The sequence below is a fragment of the Treponema bryantii genome, from assembly GCF_036492245.1.
GTDB lineage: Bacteria > Spirochaetota > Spirochaetia > Treponematales > Treponemataceae > Treponema_D > Treponema_D bryantii_C.
In genome coordinates, this window is the sequence record NZ_AP025286.1 from 1,689,991 (window position 1) to 1,712,467 (window position 22,477).

Here is a 22,477-nt window from a genome sequence, read left to right on the forward strand (position 1 = left end):
AAAAATAAATAGGAGTAAATAATGTTAACTACATTTAAGGATTTAATTATTGAAGGCATAGATTTAAAAAAATTTGTCCAAAATTTTGAAAAATATGTAAAAGATGAATTTGTTGATGATATGTGGAAAATAGAAAACAAAGAAGATGTATTTTTTGTTGAAAATACAGAAAACGAAGCTAAAGTTTGTTTAGTTTATCATGATTATGAAGTTAAAAACAAAATTGAAGTTACAAATATTATACCAACTAATAGACATGCCTTATCAGTTGATAAATATAATTGTGTTCTTGATTTATTTAATGATGAAATTTTGGAAAAATATATTCATGATAAAAGTCTAAATGTAACAATTAATATTTCAGATGGTATACTTAATTTAGAAGATATTTTTGGAAAACAAGGCTCAATAAAATTAACTAATTTCTTAACAAGAATTAAAGCTTTTGATTTAGAAGAGCTAAAAGAAGATTTTAATAGTTCAAAAGAATGGTACGATTTCGTTTTATATAGTTACTATAGTGGAAATCTTTGTTTTAATACAAACGAAGTAAGAAATATTTTTGCAGATATTTTAGAAAATGGACAAATAGCAGACTTTCTTTCTACAGAATATGATCGAATGATAAATCTTCTTTCATATTATGACAATGAATTTAAATACGAGTATAGAGGATAAGAATATGAATAAAAAAGATTTTCCTTTTTATATATCCTTAATACTTGGTGTTGGATGTGGTGTATTAGCGATTTATATATTTGTAAAAATAAATGGAAAACATGCAAGCGAATGGTTTGGTTTTGTTGGTGTAATAATTTCATTAATAGGTCTTATATTAACTATAAAATCAGGCATTAATCTTCGAACTTATAATGCCAGTATGAAATATATAAAATTAGACAAAAAATTAAAAGAAATAAAAACTAAAGTGCCTTCTATAACTACATATGCATTACAACTAAGGACTAGGATTAAATCATCACGTGGTAAAGATGACAATGATTTGAATAAGATTAATCAAGATATAATAAATTACTGTATTATACTTACAAATCTATTTAATAATGTTCAAGATTACCAAAATGAATATGATGTTTTTCTTAAAAATGGAACAGAAAAGAAAATTACAACGATTTTAAATAATTGGGAATTAGAACGTGAAAATAGTATGAAATCTTTAATTTATATTCACGAAGAATTACTAAAAACTGTTAATAATATAATAATGAAAAATGAATCTCAAATTGATCCTTCATTAAAGGGAATACTGTATTAATTTTTTTATTGACATAATTAGTTGCTCTTATTATATTTTAAATAGTTCCGTGGTAGAACTTGCAGCCAGTGCGAAGATTTTTATCATACCATATCAAATATCTTATAACTTAATGATTACCTAAGAGCGTCAGGTTTATTGCTGCTTTAAGGTACTGGCATACAAAGCAAAAGCAATATAACAAGATGCTCAAGGAGTAACATTATGTCAAATCTTGAGTTCTTCAAGAATCAAGCCAAAAAATTCTTAAAAGATTGGCGAACACAAACCCAGACAGTAGAAAGTGATGATATTGTCCTAAATCAATATGATTCCAAGTTCTATGATATACAAGGTTTATTTTTGTATTATGAACTTGATGAAAAAGATGAACAGGATATTAAACTTTCACGTGCTCAACATTTTATTGCCCAAATGGTTGGCTTTAAGAAATGGGATGATTTAATTCATGCAACAGATATTGAACTTGAATTAGCTGAATTTCTTCTTCGGAGATTTAAGGATGCAGAACAAATCATGAGGTGGGAAGAGCTAACCGGGGCTCCAACAATTACACCTGATAATGCTGCAGAGTTATTTGAATATGCAAAATATATCTATGAAATGGATGAAAGAGTAAAAATACCATTTCTTCCTTCTGAACAAATTTCTGTTCTTTCTGGAAAACCTAGAACTGCACAATTAAATGAATTTGATGATGTCCACAGTCCTAATAGTCAACTGAGAAAAGATTCTTATGTTTTCTGCCCACATTGTCAAAAGGCATTTAATTTTAACCAATCAAAAGTTATTAAGGAGAATTCTACAAATCGTACAATGGTTGTATGTAAGAATTTTCCATCATGCAAAGGAATGTATATTGATTACAAAGTTCTTTCTCCAACCATTCTATATGGTCCAGCAAGACAATATGAATTGGAGAGAGGAATAAATGACTTTCCACATCTTTCAATGAATAAAAAAATTGAATGTCTACATTGTGGAGATAAATATCTTTACAGTGAAACAAAAGTTGTAATCGATCCTGATGATGGTGAAGCTTGGATTCATTGTAAGAATTATCCTAATTGTAGTGGTAATCCTTTAGATTTTATGGATGCTGAATAATCGGAAATTGCTGATTGTTAAAGATGTTTTATTAATCACATCTTCACACATTCAAACACACTGTTAATAGTGTTCAGTCTTACACTGTAAGCATGAGAATACAGGGTAAAGACTGCACACTGACTGTGGCAAGAGACGGTGAATTTATTCCAATACCATACAGCGAGGAAACTGTAAGACAAACGTCAAAAGGCTATTCTTTGCCTTCGTGTATCGGACAAAGGAACAGGGATAAAACAATTGTTACCGGAAAAAAGATTGAAGGCTGTTTTACAACACGCCTTGAACACAGTAACATTGTGAGCCTGTTCCTTTTGTTTTTTTATCTTAATCAAAGCTTTGATATTTATGCAGATCGGGGCTTTGAAAAAATCATTTACAAAAATATTAACACCTGCGGCTTTGAGTTTCGAGGTGATAACGGCGAGGCATTTAAGCTTCGTGTGGATGTAAAAGAAAATGAAGATTCTTTTACTGACAGCTGGCCTTTGACAATTCCTGATTTAAGTTGGATAAGACAGCGCACCTATTTTTATGACGGAAAGAGTGTGTGCTGCGACTTAAAAACTTTACCTCTTGTTTACCGCTTTGAACTTACAGCTTCTTTTAATGAGAAAATCAAATACCAGATAAAACTTTATTTTCCTTTAAGCTCTGAGCATCACCCGGTAAACGACCGGATTGAAAAACTAAGTATTGTAATAGACCAGAAAGACGGCATTACTTTAGAGTTATACGACCTTGTACCTTCTGGCGGGCTTTGTGATATTAACTGCTCAGATACAGTTTTATGTAATCAGCTTTTTGATGTGACCGGCATTATTGTTTTTACTGTTCGTAATGAAAAAGAGTTTACCCAAATAGTTTTATGAATGTTAATGAGTTATTTAAATAGTCAAACACACTGTTGATATGCAATGGGCTTAGACTGTAACCATGAAGTTTTATGAAGTTCCGCCTGAAGTTGAGAACGCAATTAAAAACACCAGCATCCGCCCATTTGTAAGAGTTGTTTTTGAACTTACTGATGGTGATGTTTATATTCGCGACTATGATGTTCTTGAATGTGTAATGACTTCATATAAAAGTGAAGACGGTGGAATTGTAAATCTTGGAGAACTTCTTTTAGATAACACTCATGGTTCTTATGATTTAGAGCAACACGCTGAACTTGTACCAGGGCTGGGAGTTCAGATCTGGTATTGCTTTGGTGAGAGAACAAATACCTTTTTCCGTTTCCATATGTTTGTGGATGCAGACGGATTTCAGATTCAGGAAACCGGATACTCTAACAAGACTTGTAAAGTAAAGCTGATAGACCTTTCTAAAAAGCTTGATGATCAAAAACTTCAGAGAAACTGGACTGATGCACAGACAGTTGTTCATAGCCTTGTTTGTGACAAACTGCATCCAGAGAATTCTTTAGTTCATATTATTGCATCACGTGGTGGAATTAATGCAAATGAAATAAACTGCGGAACACTTCCTTTTGATATTCCTTATGTAGTTGTAGCAGGTTCTGCCTGGAAAGAACTTTGTGCTTTGGCTAAAGCTTACAACGCTGTTGTTGAATGCGGTAAGGATATGACTATTTCTTTTATTGAAAGTCCTTATGATTCAGGAAACGAATATAACGATGACAGCTGTTTTAGCCTCAATGAATGTGAAATTACTCATTACAGATTTTTTAATAACAGAGATAAGTATGCAAACAATGTTCGTCTGAAATATACACGTTATGTACAGATGGAACGTCAGGAACTCTGGTCTTACTCGGATGCTCCTGTTTGGTATGACGAAGATATGAAACCATACTATCCGTTTACGGATGACAGCAGAAAGATAATTTCTGATAACGATTACCAGGCAATCTATACAGCGAAAAATGATGAAGGAAAAACTCGTAATGTTGTTTACGCTGATTCGATTGATACTGAAGCTGATTTCTTAGAATCGATTGAAGTGACCGGGGAAGATAAACCGGTTGTGATTCAATATGACACTACAACTTACCGCGACCGGGCTATTGTGCAACTTGGAAGAGATGGAGAACTTATTGGAGTTCGAAAGGCTGCAATTACTGGCCGTGCAATCATTAGTGAAACTAACTACAGCGTATTTGTAAAAGATGATGAAGAGATTGCAAGACATGGTCAGATTGTAAGAAACATTACTTCTAAGTTTTTGTCTGATGATTTATTTGACGGTGAACCATTTTGCCAAAGACGTGCGAAGGATTTCTTATCTGAATGTGTGAACTGTAAAGGCTCTTATTATCTTACAACTTTTATTCCTCTGATACATGCCCGTGTGGGTGCTTTTATGGATATCCGCATTAATACTAAAAATGGATTTAAGAAAGTGAGAATTGATGAACTCACATTCAGATATAAAAAAGAAGAAGCATTCAGCAGTGAATTGTGGGTGACTCGTATTTAGGAGGGGAAGTGGGAAAAGAAGAATTACATGAAAGTGAAACTAAGAACCTGATTGATTCTATTAATGGATTGAAAGTTGAGCTTAGCGGATTCAGATCTGAAATGAAAGAGTTTAAGAGAACTGTTGAAATCAAAATAGATTCTCTTGATTCAAGAAGTACTGCCTGCCAGTTTAATCCGAATGTTTGTGCAACGGCAAGACGGCTTGAAGAACATATTAAAAATGACAGCGGAAAAGCTGGAAGAACTACTGCGATTATTGCCTGTGTAATTTCGTGCTTTAACGTTGCTGTAACAATTATCACTTTGATTATAAAGGGGAGTTGATATGGAAAATGTAAATCTTAGAATGCGGCTGATGCTGGAATCTGAAAAAGAGATTGTAGCAAAACTTAGCGAAGCTGAACGTTACCGCTACTTTCTTGGACGTATGCAGTTTTTGAAATATGAAAGCGGTAAGGAAAATCTTTTGACTTCTGACTGTTCGGGCTCTGTATGCCTGGCTCTGTTGCTTGCGACCGGCTGTTCAATTCGTGTTACCGCGGATGCTTTGTTTAAGAAATATTTTACAAAGAAGAATCCTGATAAAGACGATATTCAGGCGGCTTTCTTTATGACTCTGTATGACAGAAAGCTTGGTCCAAGGTTGTACAAGGAAAATGAGATTTGCCATGTGGCTGGTCTTTGCGGTCGGGATGTTGTGCTTAACTGTGTGGAGCCTTATTCGGAACTTAGAAGCTTGAGCGATATGAAGCCCTGGTACAATGCTAACGATTACAGAATTATTGTGCGAGGTTTGGACCGCAATGCTTTGCAAAAAGCTAGTGATGATAACGTGGATTTGTTTGGAGCTGACTATCAGTTTGAACAGATTCGTAATGCAATTGATGGAGCTCGCGGATGATTGGATTTAGGTTTCAGAGACTTGTTGAAAAACTGCTCAGCGTGAAGTTTGTGATTTTTATTGTTGCAACTGTGCTTTTGTGTTGTGGTGTTCTTGGTGGTGCTGAGTGGTTGACTGTGGCTCTTACTGTAATTGCAGGAAGAGAGATTCAGAAGTTTAAGGACTTTAAGTTTACAAGGAAGGTGACAAGTGAAGAAAGCCTGGGAAGTGATTAAGAAGGTCTTGGTATGGCTTGGCACAATAATTGCGGCTGTGACGGCTATATGTTTTTGTAAAAAATTAGGTTCATCAGAACGTATAGATTCTGATGAAAAGGAGGATGCGGATGAGATTAACAGGAAGGCTGCTGCCAAACGTGAAGAAGCAGTTTCTCGTATTTCTAATACTGATGCCCGTACTTTGTGCGAATCTTACGGCTCAGTCTGCGATACAATCAGCGACGGAAAAGAAAGATTCAGAAGACGCTGCAAGCGAACTGACAATTGAGGAAGTTATGGAAATTGCAGAGGAAGAAATTGAACGTACTGCTCAAGAGGCAGTTAAGGCTGCTTTACTGGAAGTTGGTGGCGAGCTTGCTTTTGAAAAAGAGAGAGCTGACCAATTGGAAGCGGCGAAGCTGAATCTTGAAATGGAAAACAAAAAACTAAAGGCAGAAGTCCAGAAAAAGAATAATCAATTCTTTTATGGTGCTTTAATTGGTGGAACTGGTGGAGTAATTATTACTTCACTTGTATTTGGAATTATTTCTGGAGTGTGTAAATGATAACAAGTAAAGGAAAGTTTAAGGGATTAGTGACTGTTACTGTTCGTGATTGTAACGGTCATATTAAATATTACAAGAATGGATTTTGGAGAAGCCTTTTAAGACTTCCTCGTAAACCAATGATTACAAAACATCACAATACAATTACGACTATCGGCGATAACTTGATTGCTGATTTGATGATTAATAATTCGACTCAGAACAAGGTGGATGCCACAAACGGCTATATGCTTGTTGGTACCGGCTGGACCGGAAGCACACCAAAGAACAATACTAGCGTAAACACTGCGACAGGAACTTTCAAAAAGCTTGATTCTGGATTTCCAAAAATAAAAGGAAGCTTTGGAGCTGCAAACGGAAACGTAGTTCTTTACAGGGCTTCATTTGCAGCAGGCGATTTGAATGCAAACGGTATTAACGAAGTCGCTTTGATGAATGGAAACACGGCAGCTGCTAAGTGCCTGGCTTATGCTCAGATTACTCCGAGTGTAAATGTTACAAGTGCGGATTCATTACAGATTGACTGGCAGATTACTGTAAGCGGTTCTTAATATGAGTAACTCTATTGTTGGTAACAACGGAAGTCCGACCCAATGTCTTTCCTGGTATGAAACTGAAATTGATGAAGATGAATATGAGGACATGGAAGGTGAGCTTGTAGATGAAGAGAATGTTTTTGGACGAAGGGGTATTGTTCCAAAAAAATCTAATTCAAATACTGTAACTGTTTTCTTCTATTATTATGCTCCGACATCTGAATGGTATTGGAATTACAATTATGGGCTTAATTATAAGCCGGTTATTCCAGTTGTATTTGCAGCAGATGCTAACTGGAATCTGACACAATGCCTTAATTCATATTTTGCAGAAACGTCTTTTACCGGACAGGCAAATGGCTGGAAAGCTTTGAATGTAACTTTAACTCGTAAGCTCGTAGAAGGAGAGAGAATTGTCTTTGGCGTTTATTCGGATCTGCATGGTTATGCATCAACTGGAGAAATTGAAGACGCTGATACAACTATGTCTTACTTCTATTGGACCAAGGCAAAACGAAGAGACTATGCTTCACAGATTTCGTATATCAGTTCACCTGAGTTTATAAACCAGCAGAGAAACATTTTTAATGACTATGAAATATGTCTATATCTGCAGTATGAGAATGAGCCAGATGGATTTTTCTATACTCGTTCTGTTATTGGGAATGTTGGTGTTACAGGATCTTTTTCTGCTCGAAGCCTTGGAGTAAAAAGAGCTTTGACAAATAGCGCCTTTTTTTCTGATTCATCATTTAGAAGTCTCAGAAAAATCATTTTGAAATCTGAAAATGTAGGATTTTCAGATACTGTGCAGAAACTGGTTTTGATTTTGAGAAACTGTTTTAGTACAGGTGAAGTTAATGAGGAAATAAATAAGCAATCTATTTTCAAAAGACTTTTTGAAAGTTCTGTTGAAAATGAAGAGGCTGTATTACGGTATGGGGAGAGTTTCAGGAGTTTTGAAGATTCAGTAACTATTGATGAAGTTCCTCTGGCTTCAAGAATCTTTTACAGGGCTGTTGAAACTATGCTGAGTTTCTGGGATTGGCTTCGTGGAAAAATCCGTGAGGCTAATAATGTTGTGACTTTGTATTGTCCGATTGCGGATGAAATTACTTTGGACTGTAAAATATGAAATGGATTTTTAAGGCGAAATCAAAACTTAGGATTCTGATTGATACTCATTGTGATTTATCGGGCTATGCAGAAGTAACTATATGTGCAAAAAAGCCTGATGATTCTGTTGTGAATTTTCCGGCTGTTGTGAAGGATGAAGAAAAAGGAATTATCTTTTATGACGTTGTTGATGAAAATGATATTGATATAAGTGGCTGGTGGATATTCTGGCCAGTAATTCTTTTTGATGATGACAGGACTGCTGCAGGGCGGGCTGTAAAAGTTTTTGTTCATGAAGTTGGTGCAATATGAAAAAAACAGAACAGGATAATTATATTCCCATAGATATCTGGCGTGATGCAAAAGAATTTTATGTGAGTCTTAAAGACGATGTGGAGATTTATAAAAAGTTCAAATGCTTTCCGGATATGAAGCAGAGCGAAGAAGCTGACAAGTTTGTGGCCTGGTTTAGTATGGAAAGATTTGCAGATTATCCTGGTTCTTTGATTTTAATAAATGAACATATTGGAGAGATTATTAAAAATGTCAGTTCTTATAATTTGCTTGATGGATATGAGCAGCTGCAGTTTAAGCTGATTCAGTTATACAGGCTTTTGAAAGAAAACGGAATGATTAATGAGTGAGATGGATTTTTCAAAAAAAGAAAGGGCTGCTCTTGAAGAGATAGGTCTTGAAATGAAAGCGAATAAGTATGTGAAAGGTGAAATGCAGTTCACTGATCTAACGAATACGCTTTATTTTTTGAGGGCTTATCAGGATATTATCCGCTACTGTAAAACTCTGGATAAATTCCTTGTCTGGAATGGAACTAACTGGGAATTAGATGTTAGAGGATTTGTTGAGGAACGTATTCCGATTTTTATTCACCAGATGTACAGAATCCAGCGTTATATCCCGGACCAGCTTTTGAAACAGGACTTTGAAAAGCATCTGATTAAAAGTGAAAGCTTTAGACGTATTCAGGCGATTATAGGTCTTTTGAAAATGCAGCCTGCAATTAAGGTAATAGAAAAAGATCTTGATACTGACAACTACCTTTTTAATGTAGATAAACTTACGCTTAATCTTAAAACCGGAAAAGCTAAAGAACCAAATATCAAACATTTAATAACTAAGAAAAGTAACTTTATTTATGATAAGGATGCAGATTGTCCGACCTGGAATCTTTTCCTTATGCAGATTTTTGAAAAGGATGAGAGCCTTATCCGCTACATTCAAAAAGCCTGTGGTTATGCTTTGAGCGGAGACGTGAGCGAGCAGTGTCTTTTTATTTTGTGGGGAACTGGTGCGAATGGTAAATCAACTTTCTTGAATGTTCTTTTATATCTCTTTGGTGATTATGCCTGTACAACAATGATTGATACTTTTATGAAAAAAACAAATGACAAGAGTAATGATATTGCGCGTCTTAAAGGACTTCGTTTTGTTACTACGAGCGAAATTGAACAGGGCAAGCAGATTAATGAAAGTCTTATGAAAAGTGTAACAGGTGAAGATTCTTTGACGGCAAGATTTTTGTATGGCGAGTATTTTTCTTTTAAGCCTACATTCAAGATTTTTATGGCTACTAACCATAAGCCGAAAATTCGCGGAGCTGATAACGGAATCTGGCGACGAATCAAGATGATTCCTTTTACTGTCACAATTCCGCCGGAACAACGTGATAAAAAACTAACTGAAAAACTGATTGCAGAAAATTCTGGAATCTTAAACTGGCTTATTGCCGGATATGCTATGTGGAAAAAGGAGGGTCTTGGAGAAGAGCCTGAAGTTGTAAGGGCTGCGAATGAAGAATACCGAATGGATATGGATGCTGTTGGGACATTCATTAATGACTGCCTGGAACTTGATGCAAGTTTACAGTGGAGGCTTCATACTAAGATTCTGTATGAAACTTATATGAAGTGGTGCAATAAAAATAATGAACATATTATGTCACAGAAGTGGCTTAGTCTGAGAATGGGGGAGAAGGGCTTTAAGCGACTTGTAAGCAACAGCCAGCGATGGTGGCTTGGTCTTACTGTGAAGCCGGAATGGCGGGGATTTGTAAAATGAAAAAAGAAGAATTGGAAAAATTACAAAAGTTTTTGTGGGAAGAGATTTTCCATTATGAGGGAATTAAACCTTTGTCTAATGGATTTCAGGTTATTAAACCTTGCGAGTTTTATGACGGATTTATAAAGAAGTATAAGAAGCTTGCCAAGGATATCAGGATGAAGGATTGTACCGTTGAAAATTGGAAGGATGGAATTCTGATTAGCTATTGTGCGAATGGATTTCTTAACTGCGAGAATACTTCTATCTTGATTTTGATGATGGACCAGGCTTTGAATAAGTTTGATCCTGATAAGCAGCTGGGGAAAGCTTATCTGGAATATTCTTCTGTTGAACAGGACCGGAAGTGGGAGCCGATTTTAATGACGGATTAATGAAAAAGGCTCTCCCCGATAGCGAAGGGCGTGAGTGCCTGGACATCGGAGAGAGCTTTGGAAGCTGATTTTACAAGTTTAATCTATATATTTTGTTTCATCACTTATTTGAGAAGCGTGTGAAAGTTTTTTCTGTAAATGAGATATCCTAAGATAATTAACAAGCTGGATAATGGCAAAATCCATTGTTCAACTTGTTTTGACTATACGTAATCCCATTGCTTTTGTCAAGAATTATGTTAGAATACATATTATATTTCAGTTTTATAGACGATGACAAATCGTAATTTACTTTTTCCAAAACAGAAAGGTTGGATAATTATGAATATTATTGCTATGACTTGTATGTGCGTAGATGTTTTTGATGATACTGGAGAAATCCGTCCCGGTGGTGAAGCATTGAACTTTGCTGCAATTGCATCAAAATACAATCATATTTCTGTTGATCTTCTTGGTGCAATTGGTGACGATGATTATGGTAAGGCAATATTGAAATCTATTGAAAATAAACCTATCAACAAAGAGTTTATCCACATTATTTCAGGCTCTACTACTGCAAACCATCGGATTTATCTTACTGAGAAAGGTGATAGATATTTCAAGGATGATTCATGGAACGGTGGTATTCATGACACATATCTTCTTAGCGATTCTGACAAGAACAGAATTGCAAGTGCTGATATTATCTTTATAACCTTTGATTCTCCTAATTTTGATGATGTATTAGAACTTAGAAAGAGTTGTCGTTTTCAGCTTGCCGTTGACTTCAACGTGCTAAGAGATTTTAAGAAAATAGAAACTATTGTACCGTACATTAACTTCTTTTTTATCAGTGGTGAGAAGAGTATTCTTTTACAATTTCAAAAATGGTCTGAACGGTATGACAACATATTTAACATTACACTTGCAGAAAATGGCAGCGTTACTTATTATATGGGAAAAGAATATAGAGTGGATGCTGTGCCGGTCAATAATGTAATTGATACAACTGGGTGCGGTGACAGTTATCATGCTGGCTTTCTTTGTTCATATTTAAGAGATTCTGATATTATAAAAGCAATGAATGAAGGTTCAAGAGTCGCTTCTAAAACATTAAGTCATATTGGCGGCTTTTAACGGGTATATGTCAATCTTGCAACATCAACTTCGAGTTTGTCGGGCTGAAGTTGGCGTGTTATATCGGAAGATAATCGCACTAAGACTCTCTGGTACTGTTCAAATGAACAGCACCAGAGAGATTTTTATTACTCGGGTAGCCTATCTTCATACATGATCTGAAGATCACCGTAGATTCTTCCCCAGTTTCGTAATGGCATAGTCCATTTTTTCGTCGCCTCAAAACCATAGATATCTTCAAGGGTATCGGAAATCTGGCGGGTGGTCATTCCCTTGGCATACATGGAAATGATCTTCTGGTCAATGTTTGAAATATCCTTCTGTCTCTTTTTTACAACCTGAGGTTCAAAGGTTGATTTTCGATCCTGCGGCACCTGGATATCAAGACTGCCGAAACTGGAGTTGACACGCTTTGTCTTGTATCCATTACGGTAATCGTCGCTGTCATAGCGTTCAGACTTCTGATATCCAAGATGATCATCCATTTCAGCTTCCATAATTTCTTTGATGGTACCGCCTAAGAGATCCTTGAGAGCATCCTGTATGTCTTCTGCGGTTTCGATGTCATACTCCTGGAGGAGCTGTTGGATAATCCGACGCTTACCGTCTGTCATCTGAACTTTGTGTACGGGTTTCTTTTCTTTTGCCATAATAAAAGGCCTCCTTAAGATTTATTTTACCTTAGGAGACCTCGTTCGAATAATGTTATTCCGTTTTTACAGAGATTTTTTCACACACTCTATTTGAGTTATTGTAAAATCTAATTTACAAGCTTTAAGTTCAGAATCTGGTATAGAATCAATTGGATCATATAAATAACAACCACCAAAAAAAGCTGAATTAATATTAAAGTTTACACGCCAGTTTTTCTGTTTAATTCCATTATCTATTGATTGATTAAATAATGATATACAATCAATAAATTGATTCTCTATCATTTCTTCTTGCTTCTTTGTTATTACGAGTTTAAAGAAACTATTATTTTTAAATTTTTGATAAATTACTGAAAGCATAACAATATGGTCTCTAATAACTCTTGGATCACCACTTTCCCTGTGATTATTAAAATCATTAATTAATGCATAAAGACCTTGGCTAATATTCTCAATAACTTTTACAAAATTATTTGCTTCAACTGAATTTATTTTTTTAGTGAAATCATTTAAATTACAACCATTTAAATTGAACTGAATTTTATTAGTAATCATGGAATTAATTTTCCAATTTAGAGATGTTAATTCAGTTTTTAAATAAATCATATTTGCTTTTGTTTCAAATATGTCTTTCGCCATTTGATTAATATCTGTTAAAAAATTTTTACCAAGTTTTATTTGTTCCACAAACCGACCTTTTTCATTCCTATGCAGAACAATTGGTTCATATTCTTCAGTCATTTTGTCATATCCTATTATATTGTTTTTTTAGTAGCATGGAGTAAATCAAATATTATTCTTCAAAAGATTCTAATGAATCTAAACCAACATGAAGAAGCATTTTTACAAATTGTTTACCATCTATAAGTAATATATTGTTTTCTTTAGCAAGATTATAACTTTTTTCAGAAAAACTATCTGATGAAGAAATTACCCAATATTGACGATGATATCCATCTGATATTGTTTCTTTTGATTTTGCAAAATCATTAATTTGATTTATTGCCCAGTCAGATGTTTCTCCTTGATAGAATTTTACTTGAACATTTATAATTGTCCGCAAATTTTCAAAAGTTGCAATTACATCTACATCTCCGACTTTATCTATACTATTTTTAGGAGGTATATACGATTCTGATGCTCCGATTTTTTTGAAATACCAACGAACAAGTTTTTCATATTTATCAGGATTAAGTTCTGTAAGTATAGTGTTATTCCAAATATTAACAGAATTATCTAAAAGATCTGCTTTTAAATTTATAGGTTTTTTATTTTTAAATGAAATAATAGCTTTTGTAATACTGTCTTCTAAATCTGTAATATTCGCATTTGTACTTCTGATTTTCATTCGAGATGTAAGAGCAGCATCCGCATAATCTGAACGTGAAATATCTTTACATACTACCTTTACTTTCCATACAAAACCTAAATCTAAGTCTTCATTTTCAGATTCAAGTTTTAATAAACCTGTTGTTTCATTTTTTAAGATTTTTTTTCCATTCCAATCCTCATTTGGTAATTCTATATTTTTATCTGATATCATTAGAGGTTGGTTTTCACAAAGTTCAAAAACAGAAAATGTTCCCCAGCTTGGGACTATTACATAATCACCTTTAGACATTTCTGCTAAGAAACGCCATAGATTGTATCTTTGTCTTGGAATAAATCCCCAAACTTCATTGAAGTCATTTTCCATATAATCCCAATCTTGCTTTTCTGCAACATTCGTATAAAAATCTTCATAACAAAAATCTGAAAAACCAATTGAAAGATATCCTTTTTCTAATAAAGGATAAGAGACATTTTGCAAGTGTCCAATTCTGTGTAACCAATAATTCATTTTTTTACCTCAATTGTATATTTGTATTAAAACATATTAAATATAAGATTCATTTAATCCATACTTATAATATTCAAATGATTCGCCTTTTTCAAAACAAATAAGAATTCTACGTTCACAAAGGCTTTTTACATTATCCATCACAACTTTGCGGTAAACTGTATTAAATTCATATAATAATTCACTACCATTAAAAGAACGTTCAGAATTTAAATTAAAAAAGTTAATCAAGTCATTCAAATTTTTTTCATATATTTTATGACTTATTTTTAGCAATTTTTTATTAAACTCGAAATCAATTTTACGATGTTCTTCTTCTGTAACATAGATTAGATTTTCTGGGCGATTATCCAAAGCATTATTATTTATATGATGTATTTGAAAATTAGAACGATTTGGAATTGGGTCAAAAGCTTCTTTTACCAAGTTATAAACATAATGATCACCAAAATCAGGTGAATATACTTTTGTACAATGTAAGAATGTACCAACTATATAAGGTTCAACTATTAGATTATTATATTTTACACGGCCATAATTACTTACACTTAAAACTTTTATACCATCCAATCGATATATATTTACGTTTTTAAATATTTCTTTGGTTTTATCAATTTGAATTGGATTATAATGTGGATATGAATCTTTCGGTTCTTGAAGTTCCGCAGATAGTTGTTTAATTTCATTTTCTGTTAGTTTGTGATAACCTGCCATTTTTATTCTGTTTGAATTGTAATTTTCATATTACTGATTTTTTTGTTTATATCATCTATTTCTTTATAAATAAGATTTAATTTTGGCTGCAGATTCATCATTAACAAATCAACAACCTTATTGCTCATGTCATAAACGTTTATATCTGTACCACCAAATAAAGCTGATACTGGTTTTCCGAAAGCTTTTGATAAATCTTCAATTATGGGAGCTGATGGGAATTTAATGCCTGTTTCAATTTCTGATAAATGTTTTTGTGTAATGCCAATTATTTCAGCAAGTTCTACCTGAGTAAGATTTTTTTCTTTTCGAAAACGCTGTACATTTTCGCCTAATAGTTTCGGAACAACTGATTCTGTATTTCCCATATTTTCATTATTACATTTATTCATTTATTTTTCAAGTAAAAGTATAAATATACCTTTTTAAACTTGATTTAAAGTATTTTAAACGGTATAGATATACCTAAAAGGAGCTATATATGAAAAATATAATTTGTTATGTTGATGGTGAGAATAAAGCAAATCTCACACATTTTAAACCTTACAATAATGTTCGCTATTTAGTTTTTTTGGGTAAGAGTCAAAAAGATAAAATAAAATCTGAGCAAGGTGTAAAACTTAAAAAGATTAGATGTGAATCAGATGAAAAACAATTTCTTGATTGCAAACTAATCGAATATTTCCTAAATAGGAGAAATACAAAAAACACTATTCATTATATTGTGTCTGAAGATGGTGGATATGATAAATATATTTCTTACGTGAACGCATTAAATGGAGATATTTCTTGTCGGATAAAAAACTTTGAAAATTTTTAATTCACAATCGGTATCATTTCTATATCCGTTGTAACATTAGGGCTTAAGAATTCTCTTTTCATCTGCCAGCCGTCGTGAGTCCAGGATTTGGCGAGGGTGATGGAGCCTCGTCCGTAAGCGGTGGTAATCAGGTCTACGGCATCCATGAGCTTTCGTTTTTTGATATCTTCTTTAGGATCTATCCAGAGCCAGCCCTGGTATTGGGCGGGCATGATGTCTAAGAGAGTTACCATTATTACTTTGTAGCCGTAGCCTTTGCGGAAAATGTGGGGGAGTGCCATTCTTGCGGCATTTACTATGTCGGGCGTGTAAGAGGTGAGACGGAGAAGCTGGACTATTACACCGTTTGAATATTGACTGTTTATGTCATCACTATAATAGTTGCAGGTGGAAATTGTGACTTGTACGGCCTGACATTCGCAGTTCTGCGCTCTTAATCTTTCTACTGCAATTTCTGTGTACTGGACTAAGGCACATTCTAGTATTTCAATACTTTCGACTTTGACAGAAAACTGACGGCTTGAGGTGATTACTTCTTTCTTTTCTCTGGTGACTTTTTCTACTGAGCGGATGCCGTTTAATTCCTGGACTGTTGCAAAGCCTTGGATTGTGAGAAGTCTTTTTGCGTCGCATAATGGCATGTGCTTTAGCATAAGGGCGTTTTTGATTCCATGGAGTAAAAGCTTTTGAGCACGTGCTGGACCTATTCCCCAGATTGTGCTGCAGTCTACTGATTCGAGAAGGGAATCTACTTCGCGCGGATTATAGACAAAAACACCGCCGTGTTCCTTGGCTTTTTTGTTGTAGAGTTTTGCCAATGTTTTGGTAGGGGCTGCTCCTACGCAGATTGGAATACCGACTTCTTTTGCGATTCTTCTTTTAAGGTCATGGCCGATTTCTTCGTAGTCTTTTATAGACCAGTTGCATTTATCGAAAAAGAGAAAGCTTTCATCTATTGAGTATTCTTCTATATCTGGAGCGTATTCCATATATATAGAAGTAATTCGTCTTGAAATATCAGCGTAGAGTGTGTAGTTACTTGAAAAGATTGTTATACCTTTCCAGTCGCAGATATCACGGACTTTGAAGTATGGGTCGCCTCGTTTGATTCCGCAGGCTTTGGCTTCTTTATTTAAGGCAATGATGATTCCGTCATTGTTTGAAAGAACTGCTACCGGCTTGTTGCGTAAATCGGGCCGGTAGATTTGTTCACAGGATGCATAAAAGCTGTTTCCGTCCGCGTGTAAAATCATATTTCTTTTACTGTGTGAATTACATGAGTAACTGCACCAGTGATGATGGTTTCTTCTAAAGTTCTCTTTATTGAATAAACTCTGCCTAAGACAAAGCGGCCTTCAGATTCATAGACTACAAGACTGTTTGGATTCAGCTTTTTTGCACGGTCTATTACAAGAATGTCGCCATTATAAATTCCCATGCCGATATAGTTTGAGCTTTCAATTCTCATTACGACAGTTGCCGACGGATGCTTTATGAGTATGTTATTAAAGTCTATGCCTTTTTGTTCATAGCCCTGAGCGGGACTTGGAAAACCTGTAATCATGATAAAATCACTATAATGCGGGATTTTAGATTTGTCAATTAAAATACTCAATTAGGTATTTATTTATTTTAAAATCAGGTGTATTATTAAGCTATGGAAGCAGACATTTTCTGGAAGAAAGTAAAACAGATTCTCACTGAAAAAGATCATAATCAGGAATGGCTTTGTGAACAGGCAGGCATTCCGCTTTCGACTTTACGCAATAAGATTTGTATCAGCCGTATGCCGACTTTTGAAGAGGTTATGAAAATCTTAAAAGTTTTTAAGATGACTCTGGAAGAGTTTACGGCTTATCCTGAAAATCCACAAAAGGATGTTATAAATATTCCGGTTTATGAGCAGGCTTTTTCTGCAGGACGCGGCCAGGAGTTTGGGGATTCTTCTGAGATTATTGATTATGTTGCTTTACCAAATGAGCTTAAAAAGTACACTGACAATATGAGGGCTTCTTATGTACGAGGCGACTCTATGGAGCCGACTCTCTTTGATAATGATATAATTCTTTATGACAATTTTGGATATGACGGTACAGATGGAATCTATGCGATAAATTATCGCGGAGCTTCTTTTGTAAAAAGGCTTCAGCGAGCTAAAGATTTTGTACGAATCATTTCTGATAATAAGAAGTATGATGAAATGACTGAGAGCGGGGAAAGTGAGGACTTCCGAGTTATTGGAAAAGTAAGGTATGTGGTGCATAAGGTGCAGGGATAATAATAAATATAATAAATATAAAAAGGGGTAAAAAATGGACACATTTTCACAGGCATTACTTAGCGAAAAGACAGACAAGATTCCAGACGAATATGACTGGTTTGCACCTCTCATTGGAGACTGGGATTGCGATTATGATGATAACTATGGCGGACAGGAACGTCATGTAAAAGGAGAGTGGATTTTTAGAAGAGTTCTTGAAGGTGCAGGTATACAGGATGTTTTTATTTTTCCTTCAAGAGCAACTAAGGAACAGTTTCCTCAGCCAGATGGAGAATATGGTTCATCTCTTAGAATGTTTAATAAATTTGAAAACTGTTATGACGTATGTTACACCTGTGACCACTGTATGAAAAGATTACGTTTTACCAAAGAGGGTGACAAGCTTGTTGGTAAGGTACTTGATGAAGAGTACAGTTATTGGATTTTTTCTGAGATAACTGAAAACTCTTTCCATTGGGAAAATGTTATGATTAAACCTGATGGAACAAAAGTTTATGATTGCAAAATCACAGGAAAAAGAATTTCGTAATTAAATAGTTATGTATATAAATAATCTGCATAACGGCGATTTGCTTTTTATGCGTGACAACTCGGAATTCTCTAAAGCGATTATTGAAACGACAAAAGAATACAGCCATGTAGGAATATTATTTGATGATATGATTTATCATGCATCGAGAAAATATGGAGTTGTAAAACAGAAGCTTGAAGATTTTTTTAGTGAAGGAAACTGGGATGTTGATATTTTTCGATATCCGGAAATTGACTGCGAGATTGTTCAGGAACGTGCTGAAAAATATTTGGGCTTCGATTACAATCACAGCTTTTATCCAGATAACGGCAGCTTTTACTGTTCTCAATACATTGCAGAAATTCTTCCGATTTTTGATTCTGTTCCTATGAAGTTTAATGATGAAGAAAAAGATGTTTCTGATTACTGGAAAAAGTATTATGATGAGCTTGGTGTGGATGTTCCTGTGGGAGTACTTGGTACAAATCCGAGTCAACTTTCTAAGTGTGAAAAAATCAAATTGATTGGGAAATTGCGAAGGATATAAAATGACCATCAGAGAATTTGTAAAAAAGAGTTTTGAATACGACCACTACCGCAAACACGGGACCTGGGGAAAGTACACTGTGTATAATGTTTGGAATAAAGAATGGGAAGGGGCGAAAATCGGCTTTCCGCATTTTGCACTTGTAGATGGTGAGAATATCAGAATTGCTACATCTGATGAAACTATGAAGATTATGGGATTGAAATAAAAAGGAGTTGTAAAAAATGGAAAGAAAGTTTTTTGAAGATAATGAATTAATTCATGCGGTTATTAACAGTGATTATAAAAAAGTACGGGACCTTGTGGATTCAAAATGTCCGGAACCAGTTTATGATATCGGTGGGTTTGAAAAACAGTGTCCTATTTTTATTATTTCAAAATGCCTTGATATGTGTTTTGAAGCTTACCCAGACTATGACATTTTTAAGAAAAGAACTGAAGAAAATAAAAAAATAATCAATTTATTTAATGCACAATTTGGTCTTGGTAATACAGAGGACCTTATGATTGAAGATTATACTGGCCCATTTTTTAATGAGGAAGAAGAGAGAGTTGCAGAATGGAAAGAAGAATCTGAACATTTTGATTTTTCAAAAGAACTCGTAGAACTTTTGTATGATGAGATTACTGATAAAAGAAGATATCACGTTATAAAACAACTTTGTGAACTTGGAGCTGATCCTTATGATGAAAGCTTTGACGGCGAAGAGTTGATTTGTTATACCGGTGATGATATTCAGCTGGGAGCGACTTATATTGATGCAATTCTTAAAAGTAATAAAGACAAATATACAATTGAAGATGTCGCTGAAATAATTGCTTTTGGAAAAAACTACCAGAATTACGCCATAATGGAAAAATACTCAGGATAATTTTCCCCTTTTCCCCCGTGCCCCCAATGCGGCTTGCGCCTTTATCCGTACTGCAAGAGAAAAGGGCGGTATGCAGGATTTTTTCTCGACTTAAATTTATGCGTACTTTAGTACGTTTTATTAATATTTTTTATTCAATGTGAACTTGGTTTTTAGTGGGTTTGACTTTGTCTAAATAAAGATTGAAAAGATTTGAGTTTATATAGTTTTAATAAGTTCTCTTAGTGTGCATATTCTAAAGGAATTAAAATTATTTTTATATGAAGAATAAAGAATAATTAAAAATCGCATAAGAACTGCTTATGCGAACTTTGCATAAAACAAACACAGATTAAATTTTTTTGAAAAGATTTTAGACCGCTGCGCGCGCTCCCCCCGCGAGTTTTTATTTTTTTATTATAAGTTCTGCAAGCAGAACAAAACTGATTCCTACAGCAATGCTGAGGAACATATACAAAGCTGCAATTCCGGCGTGTCCGTTTTTCAAGAGGTTTGAACTTTCCAGGGCGAAGGTTGAAAAAGTTGTGAAGCCTCCGCAGATTCCGACTTTCAGGAAGGGGACGAGTTTTGGATTCAGGTTATTGGACTTCAATGCCAGAGCTGCTACAAGGCCGATTACAAAACATCCGATCACATTTATCGCAAATGTTTTTATCGGGAAGAGGAATTGTTCTTTAACTGGAATCAATCCGATGAGGTAACGCAGAACTGAGCCAATGGCTCCGCCGAGTGCAACAGCAAGACAATCTAGCATTTGTAAAACTCCATATTCATAATTGTTGTGTTATTATATATCAGATTTCAGAAAATCGGTAGACGCGGAGCGAAGACTGCTTTTCAAACTCAAGCGTCTGCGAAGCAGGCGCAAACTTTTGAAAGCTGTCTGAGCGACCTTTGGAAGGTGAATCTTTGTTGTGGAAGGAGCATTAAAAATCTGAGCGGCGGGAGCGCACGGACGCGCGACCAGAGCGACCTGTGTAAAAGGCATATTCATTTTTGAGAAAAAACATAAAGAGGTAAGGGGCGGCAACACGGACGTTGCCGCCTTGCCGATTGAGCGCAGGGGTGGCGTTTACGCCGGCCCTGTGCGATTGAGGCAATTCTCCCATACAAAGATAGTTCCCAAAAAAGCCGCCCTTGTAAGACCAACTGAGCATCTAAAACAAGCGGGACAACTGCAATGTTGAGCAAAAGGTTTGCCCCCTAATTCCCCCCGAGAGCGGTTCAATAGCATTCCTTTTTTTTTGGAAAGGGGGTGTAGGGGGGGTGCCCCGCGGCAGGGGGGAAGGGGGAAAACCTTTTGCGTGCCCGCTTGTTTTAGTTGCGATACTCGCGGACGATATTTATTTATTCACGTTGATTTTTTGCGCGAGGCTGACCTTTGGCGGCTTATGCAAAAAGATGGCTTATTGCAACCGCCACGATGATTTGTATTTTCAAAAAAAAGTTATGCGGATGAAGGTGTTCAAGCCCTTCACCCAGAATTTGCCCGCGTGCGGAAACAGGCAGGATACAAAGCGGAACGCTACTGCGAAACGAAGTGAAGCAGATGCGTGGAGCGACTGGCCTGCCTGTGCTTGGATAAAAGCGTGCGTCGCTTCTTTGCGCTGCTGCCTGCGAGCTTACTGGTAAATGCAAACAGTCTGCGAAGGAATGGAGCTGAACGAAGTGAAGCGGAATGAGGGAGCTGTCTGTTTGCTACCTTTCTGGAAAATGAAGCTTGTAGTGTAGGGGAAGTGTAGTGAGCGAAGGCGGTATGAAATACGGCCGAAGCGAACGGCCTTAGGAAGACCCTTTTTATTTTTTATGTTAGACTGATTTTATGAAGATTGAACATGTAGCACTTTATGTAACTGACTTGGAAAAAGCTAAAGACTTTTTCGTAACCTTCTTAAACGGTAAAGCCAATGACGGCTACCACAATACAAAAACAGATTTTAGTTCTTACTTCATTTCGTTTGATGACGGTGCACGCCTGGAACTTATGACAAGGCCGGAACTTGTGGAGCAGAATAAGAGCCCTTACAGAACCGGTTATGCTCATGTTGCATTTAGCGTTGGAAGCAAAGAATCTGTAGATGAATTAACTGCGAAGCTGGATGCAGCAGGTTACTCAGTTACCAGTGGACCGCGAACAACTGGAGACGGATATTACGAAAGCTGCATTATTGCTCTTGAAGATAACATGATTGAAATTACGGAATAACAGAATTGCATTTTTTGATGCCTTATGTATTTGGCTATATAAGTATCTCAGCCCTGAGAGCTGAGACGAAATACCCAAAAAGATACATAAATGATACGAATTATGATACTGTAACTTAAATCTTTTCAAGTAAACTCAAACCTTTTCAGGTTGCCTAAATCTTTATAATATAATATTATAGTAATATAACATTAGGAACTTCACCGGATTTGAACGGACTCGACAGTAAGTCATATGCTCTTCCAAGCTGATGACGTGGGTTCGACTCCCATCATCCGCTCTTCTAGAGCACTTCGATAAGAAGTGCTTTTTTTATGCCTAAATTTA

General features: G+C 35.4%; 32 protein-coding genes. 24 read left to right on the plus strand and 8 right to left on the minus strand.

The genetic code is table 11. From position 1 onward, the window contains the following. Positions 1-21 precede the first annotated feature (21 nt). The 17 genes from AABJ44_RS07445 (at position 22) to AABJ44_RS07525 (ending at position 11,706) form a co-directional block, all read left to right on the plus strand. Complete coding sequence (locus tag AABJ44_RS07445) at positions 22-678, plus strand: hypothetical protein (protein WP_338371249.1); 657 nt, start codon at positions 22-24, stop codon at positions 676-678. 4 nt (positions 679-682) lie between these two features. Beyond that, positions 683-1,276: a hypothetical protein gene (locus AABJ44_RS07450; protein ID WP_338371250.1), complete on the plus strand. Its 594-nt coding sequence runs from the start codon at positions 683-685 to the stop codon at positions 1,274-1,276. 204 nt (positions 1,277-1,480) lie between these two features. Beyond that, a complete protein-coding gene (locus tag AABJ44_RS07455) occupies positions 1,481-2,383 on the plus strand; it encodes a hypothetical protein (protein ID WP_338371251.1) in 903 nt (300 codons plus the stop codon). Between the two features lie 92 nt (positions 2,384-2,475). Continuing rightward, complete coding sequence (locus AABJ44_RS07460) at positions 2,476-3,255, plus strand: hypothetical protein (protein ID WP_338371252.1); 780 nt, start codon at positions 2,476-2,478, stop codon at positions 3,253-3,255. 64 nt (positions 3,256-3,319) lie between these two features. Beyond that, on the plus strand, positions 3,320-4,822 hold the full coding sequence (locus tag AABJ44_RS07465; protein WP_338371254.1) for a hypothetical protein: 1,503 nt from the start codon (positions 3,320-3,322) through the stop codon (positions 4,820-4,822). A gap of 8 nt (positions 4,823-4,830) precedes the next feature. Then, the gene (locus AABJ44_RS07470; RefSeq protein WP_338371255.1) at positions 4,831-5,148 is read left to right on the plus strand and encodes a hypothetical protein; all 318 of its coding nucleotides are present in this window, start codon (positions 4,831-4,833) and stop codon (positions 5,146-5,148) included. Between the two features lies 1 nt (position 5,149). Then, positions 5,150-5,725: a peptidoglycan endopeptidase gene (locus tag AABJ44_RS07475; RefSeq protein ID WP_338371256.1), complete on the plus strand. Its 576-nt coding sequence runs from the start codon at positions 5,150-5,152 to the stop codon at positions 5,723-5,725. Continuing rightward, positions 5,722-5,940, plus strand: coding sequence for a hypothetical protein (locus AABJ44_RS07480; RefSeq protein WP_338371257.1), 219 nt, complete (start codon positions 5,722-5,724; stop codon positions 5,938-5,940). Before AABJ44_RS07475 ends, AABJ44_RS07480 begins: the two co-directional genes overlap by 4 nt. Continuing rightward, a complete protein-coding gene (locus AABJ44_RS07485) occupies positions 5,915-6,211 on the plus strand; it encodes a hypothetical protein (RefSeq protein WP_338371258.1) in 297 nt (98 codons plus the stop codon). Before AABJ44_RS07480 ends, AABJ44_RS07485 begins: the two co-directional genes overlap by 26 nt. Positions 6,212-6,218: 7 nt before the next feature. Further along, positions 6,219-6,488, plus strand: a complete 270-nt coding sequence (locus tag AABJ44_RS07490) for a hypothetical protein (protein ID WP_338371259.1) — start codon at positions 6,219-6,221, stop codon at positions 6,486-6,488. Then, positions 6,485-7,039, plus strand: coding sequence for a hypothetical protein (locus AABJ44_RS07495; RefSeq protein WP_338371260.1), 555 nt, complete (start codon positions 6,485-6,487; stop codon positions 7,037-7,039). The genes AABJ44_RS07490 and AABJ44_RS07495 overlap by 4 nt, the downstream gene beginning before the upstream one ends. A 1-nt stretch (position 7,040) precedes the next feature. Further along, positions 7,041-8,159: a hypothetical protein gene (locus AABJ44_RS07500; RefSeq protein WP_338371261.1), complete on the plus strand. Its 1,119-nt coding sequence runs from the start codon at positions 7,041-7,043 to the stop codon at positions 8,157-8,159. Continuing rightward, the gene (locus tag AABJ44_RS07505) at positions 8,156-8,452 is read left to right on the plus strand and encodes a hypothetical protein (protein WP_338371262.1); all 297 of its coding nucleotides are present in this window, start codon (positions 8,156-8,158) and stop codon (positions 8,450-8,452) included. Before AABJ44_RS07500 ends, AABJ44_RS07505 begins: the two co-directional genes overlap by 4 nt. Beyond that, positions 8,449-8,784 (plus strand): hypothetical protein, encoded by a 336-nt coding sequence (locus AABJ44_RS07510; protein WP_338371263.1) that lies wholly within the window; start codon positions 8,449-8,451, stop codon positions 8,782-8,784. Before AABJ44_RS07505 ends, AABJ44_RS07510 begins: the two co-directional genes overlap by 4 nt. Next, positions 8,777-10,216, plus strand: a complete 1,440-nt coding sequence (locus AABJ44_RS07515) for a DNA primase family protein (RefSeq protein ID WP_338371264.1) — start codon at positions 8,777-8,779, stop codon at positions 10,214-10,216. Before AABJ44_RS07510 ends, AABJ44_RS07515 begins: the two co-directional genes overlap by 8 nt. Next, entirely contained in the window at positions 10,213-10,590 is a 378-nt protein-coding gene (locus AABJ44_RS07520) for a hypothetical protein (protein WP_338371265.1), read from the plus strand. The genes AABJ44_RS07515 and AABJ44_RS07520 overlap by 4 nt, the downstream gene beginning before the upstream one ends. A gap of 321 nt (positions 10,591-10,911) precedes the next feature. Continuing rightward, positions 10,912-11,706: a PfkB family carbohydrate kinase gene (locus AABJ44_RS07525; RefSeq protein WP_338371266.1), complete on the plus strand. Its 795-nt coding sequence runs from the start codon at positions 10,912-10,914 to the stop codon at positions 11,704-11,706. A 128-nt stretch (positions 11,707-11,834) separates the two neighbouring features. Here the strand turns inward: AABJ44_RS07525 and AABJ44_RS07530 are convergent, their stop codons facing one another. The 5 genes from AABJ44_RS07530 to AABJ44_RS07550 all read right to left on the minus strand — a co-directional run bounded on the left by AABJ44_RS07530 (position 11,835) and on the right by AABJ44_RS07550 (position 15,281). Next, entirely contained in the window at positions 11,835-12,356 is a 522-nt protein-coding gene (locus AABJ44_RS07530; protein ID WP_338371267.1) for a transposase, read from the minus strand. A gap of 66 nt (positions 12,357-12,422) precedes the next feature. Continuing rightward, positions 12,423-13,100: a hypothetical protein gene (locus tag AABJ44_RS07535; protein ID WP_338371268.1), complete on the minus strand. Its 678-nt coding sequence runs from the start codon at positions 13,098-13,100 to the stop codon at positions 12,423-12,425. Positions 13,101-13,152: 52 nt separating this feature from the next. After that, positions 13,153-14,199: a restriction endonuclease gene (locus tag AABJ44_RS07540; RefSeq protein ID WP_338371269.1), complete on the minus strand. Its 1,047-nt coding sequence runs from the start codon at positions 14,197-14,199 to the stop codon at positions 13,153-13,155. Between the two features lie 36 nt (positions 14,200-14,235). Beyond that, positions 14,236-14,913 carry an HNH endonuclease gene (locus tag AABJ44_RS07545; RefSeq protein WP_338371270.1) on the minus strand — a complete coding sequence of 226 codons (678 nt, stop codon included), beginning with the start codon at positions 14,911-14,913 and terminating at the stop codon, positions 14,236-14,238. A gap of 2 nt (positions 14,914-14,915) precedes the next feature. Next, positions 14,916-15,281, minus strand: coding sequence for a helix-turn-helix domain-containing protein (locus AABJ44_RS07550; protein WP_338371271.1), 366 nt, complete (start codon positions 15,279-15,281; stop codon positions 14,916-14,918). Between the two features lie 113 nt (positions 15,282-15,394). On the opposite strand from AABJ44_RS07550, the gene AABJ44_RS07555 reads away from it, so the two are divergent. After that, on the plus strand, positions 15,395-15,733 hold the full coding sequence (locus AABJ44_RS07555) for a hypothetical protein (RefSeq protein ID WP_338371272.1): 339 nt from the start codon (positions 15,395-15,397) through the stop codon (positions 15,731-15,733). Here the strand turns inward: AABJ44_RS07555 and AABJ44_RS07560 are convergent. Beyond that, positions 15,730-16,986, minus strand: a complete 1,257-nt coding sequence (locus AABJ44_RS07560; protein ID WP_338371273.1) for a Y-family DNA polymerase — start codon at positions 16,984-16,986, stop codon at positions 15,730-15,732. The genes AABJ44_RS07555 and AABJ44_RS07560 overlap by 4 nt on opposite strands. Then, a complete protein-coding gene (locus tag AABJ44_RS07565) occupies positions 16,983-17,297 on the minus strand; it encodes a S24 family peptidase (protein ID WP_338371274.1) in 315 nt (104 codons plus the stop codon). The genes AABJ44_RS07560 and AABJ44_RS07565 overlap by 4 nt, the downstream gene beginning before the upstream one ends. Before the next feature lie 93 nt (positions 17,298-17,390). On the opposite strand from AABJ44_RS07565, the gene AABJ44_RS07570 reads away from it, so the two are divergent. The 5 genes from AABJ44_RS07570 to AABJ44_RS07590 are packed head-to-tail and all read left to right on the plus strand — an operon-like array spanning position 17,391 to position 19,944. Beyond that, the gene (locus tag AABJ44_RS07570) at positions 17,391-18,011 is read left to right on the plus strand and encodes a LexA family transcriptional regulator (RefSeq protein WP_338371275.1); all 621 of its coding nucleotides are present in this window, start codon (positions 17,391-17,393) and stop codon (positions 18,009-18,011) included. 34 nt (positions 18,012-18,045) lie between these two features. Next, a complete protein-coding gene (locus tag AABJ44_RS07575; protein ID WP_338371276.1) occupies positions 18,046-18,543 on the plus strand; it encodes a hypothetical protein in 498 nt (165 codons plus the stop codon). A 10-nt stretch (positions 18,544-18,553) separates the two neighbouring features. Beyond that, the gene (locus tag AABJ44_RS07580; protein WP_338371277.1) at positions 18,554-19,072 is read left to right on the plus strand and encodes a YiiX/YebB-like N1pC/P60 family cysteine hydrolase; all 519 of its coding nucleotides are present in this window, start codon (positions 18,554-18,556) and stop codon (positions 19,070-19,072) included. A 1-nt stretch (position 19,073) separates the two neighbouring features. Further along, positions 19,074-19,280, plus strand: a complete 207-nt coding sequence (locus tag AABJ44_RS07585) for a hypothetical protein (protein ID WP_338371278.1) — start codon at positions 19,074-19,076, stop codon at positions 19,278-19,280. A gap of 16 nt (positions 19,281-19,296) precedes the next feature. After that, a complete protein-coding gene (locus tag AABJ44_RS07590; RefSeq protein ID WP_338371279.1) occupies positions 19,297-19,944 on the plus strand; it encodes a hypothetical protein in 648 nt (215 codons plus the stop codon). 385 nt (positions 19,945-20,329) lie between these two features. Here the strand turns inward: AABJ44_RS07590 and crcB are convergent, their stop codons facing one another. Beyond that, positions 20,330-20,698, minus strand: coding sequence for a fluoride efflux transporter CrcB (gene crcB / locus AABJ44_RS07595; protein WP_338371280.1), 369 nt, complete (start codon positions 20,696-20,698; stop codon positions 20,330-20,332). Between the two features lie 1,068 nt (positions 20,699-21,766). Between crcB and AABJ44_RS07600 the strand changes: the two genes are divergently transcribed. Further along, positions 21,767-22,150: a VOC family protein gene (locus AABJ44_RS07600; protein ID WP_338371281.1), complete on the plus strand. Its 384-nt coding sequence runs from the start codon at positions 21,767-21,769 to the stop codon at positions 22,148-22,150. The last annotated feature ends 327 nt before the right edge of the window (positions 22,151-22,477 follow it).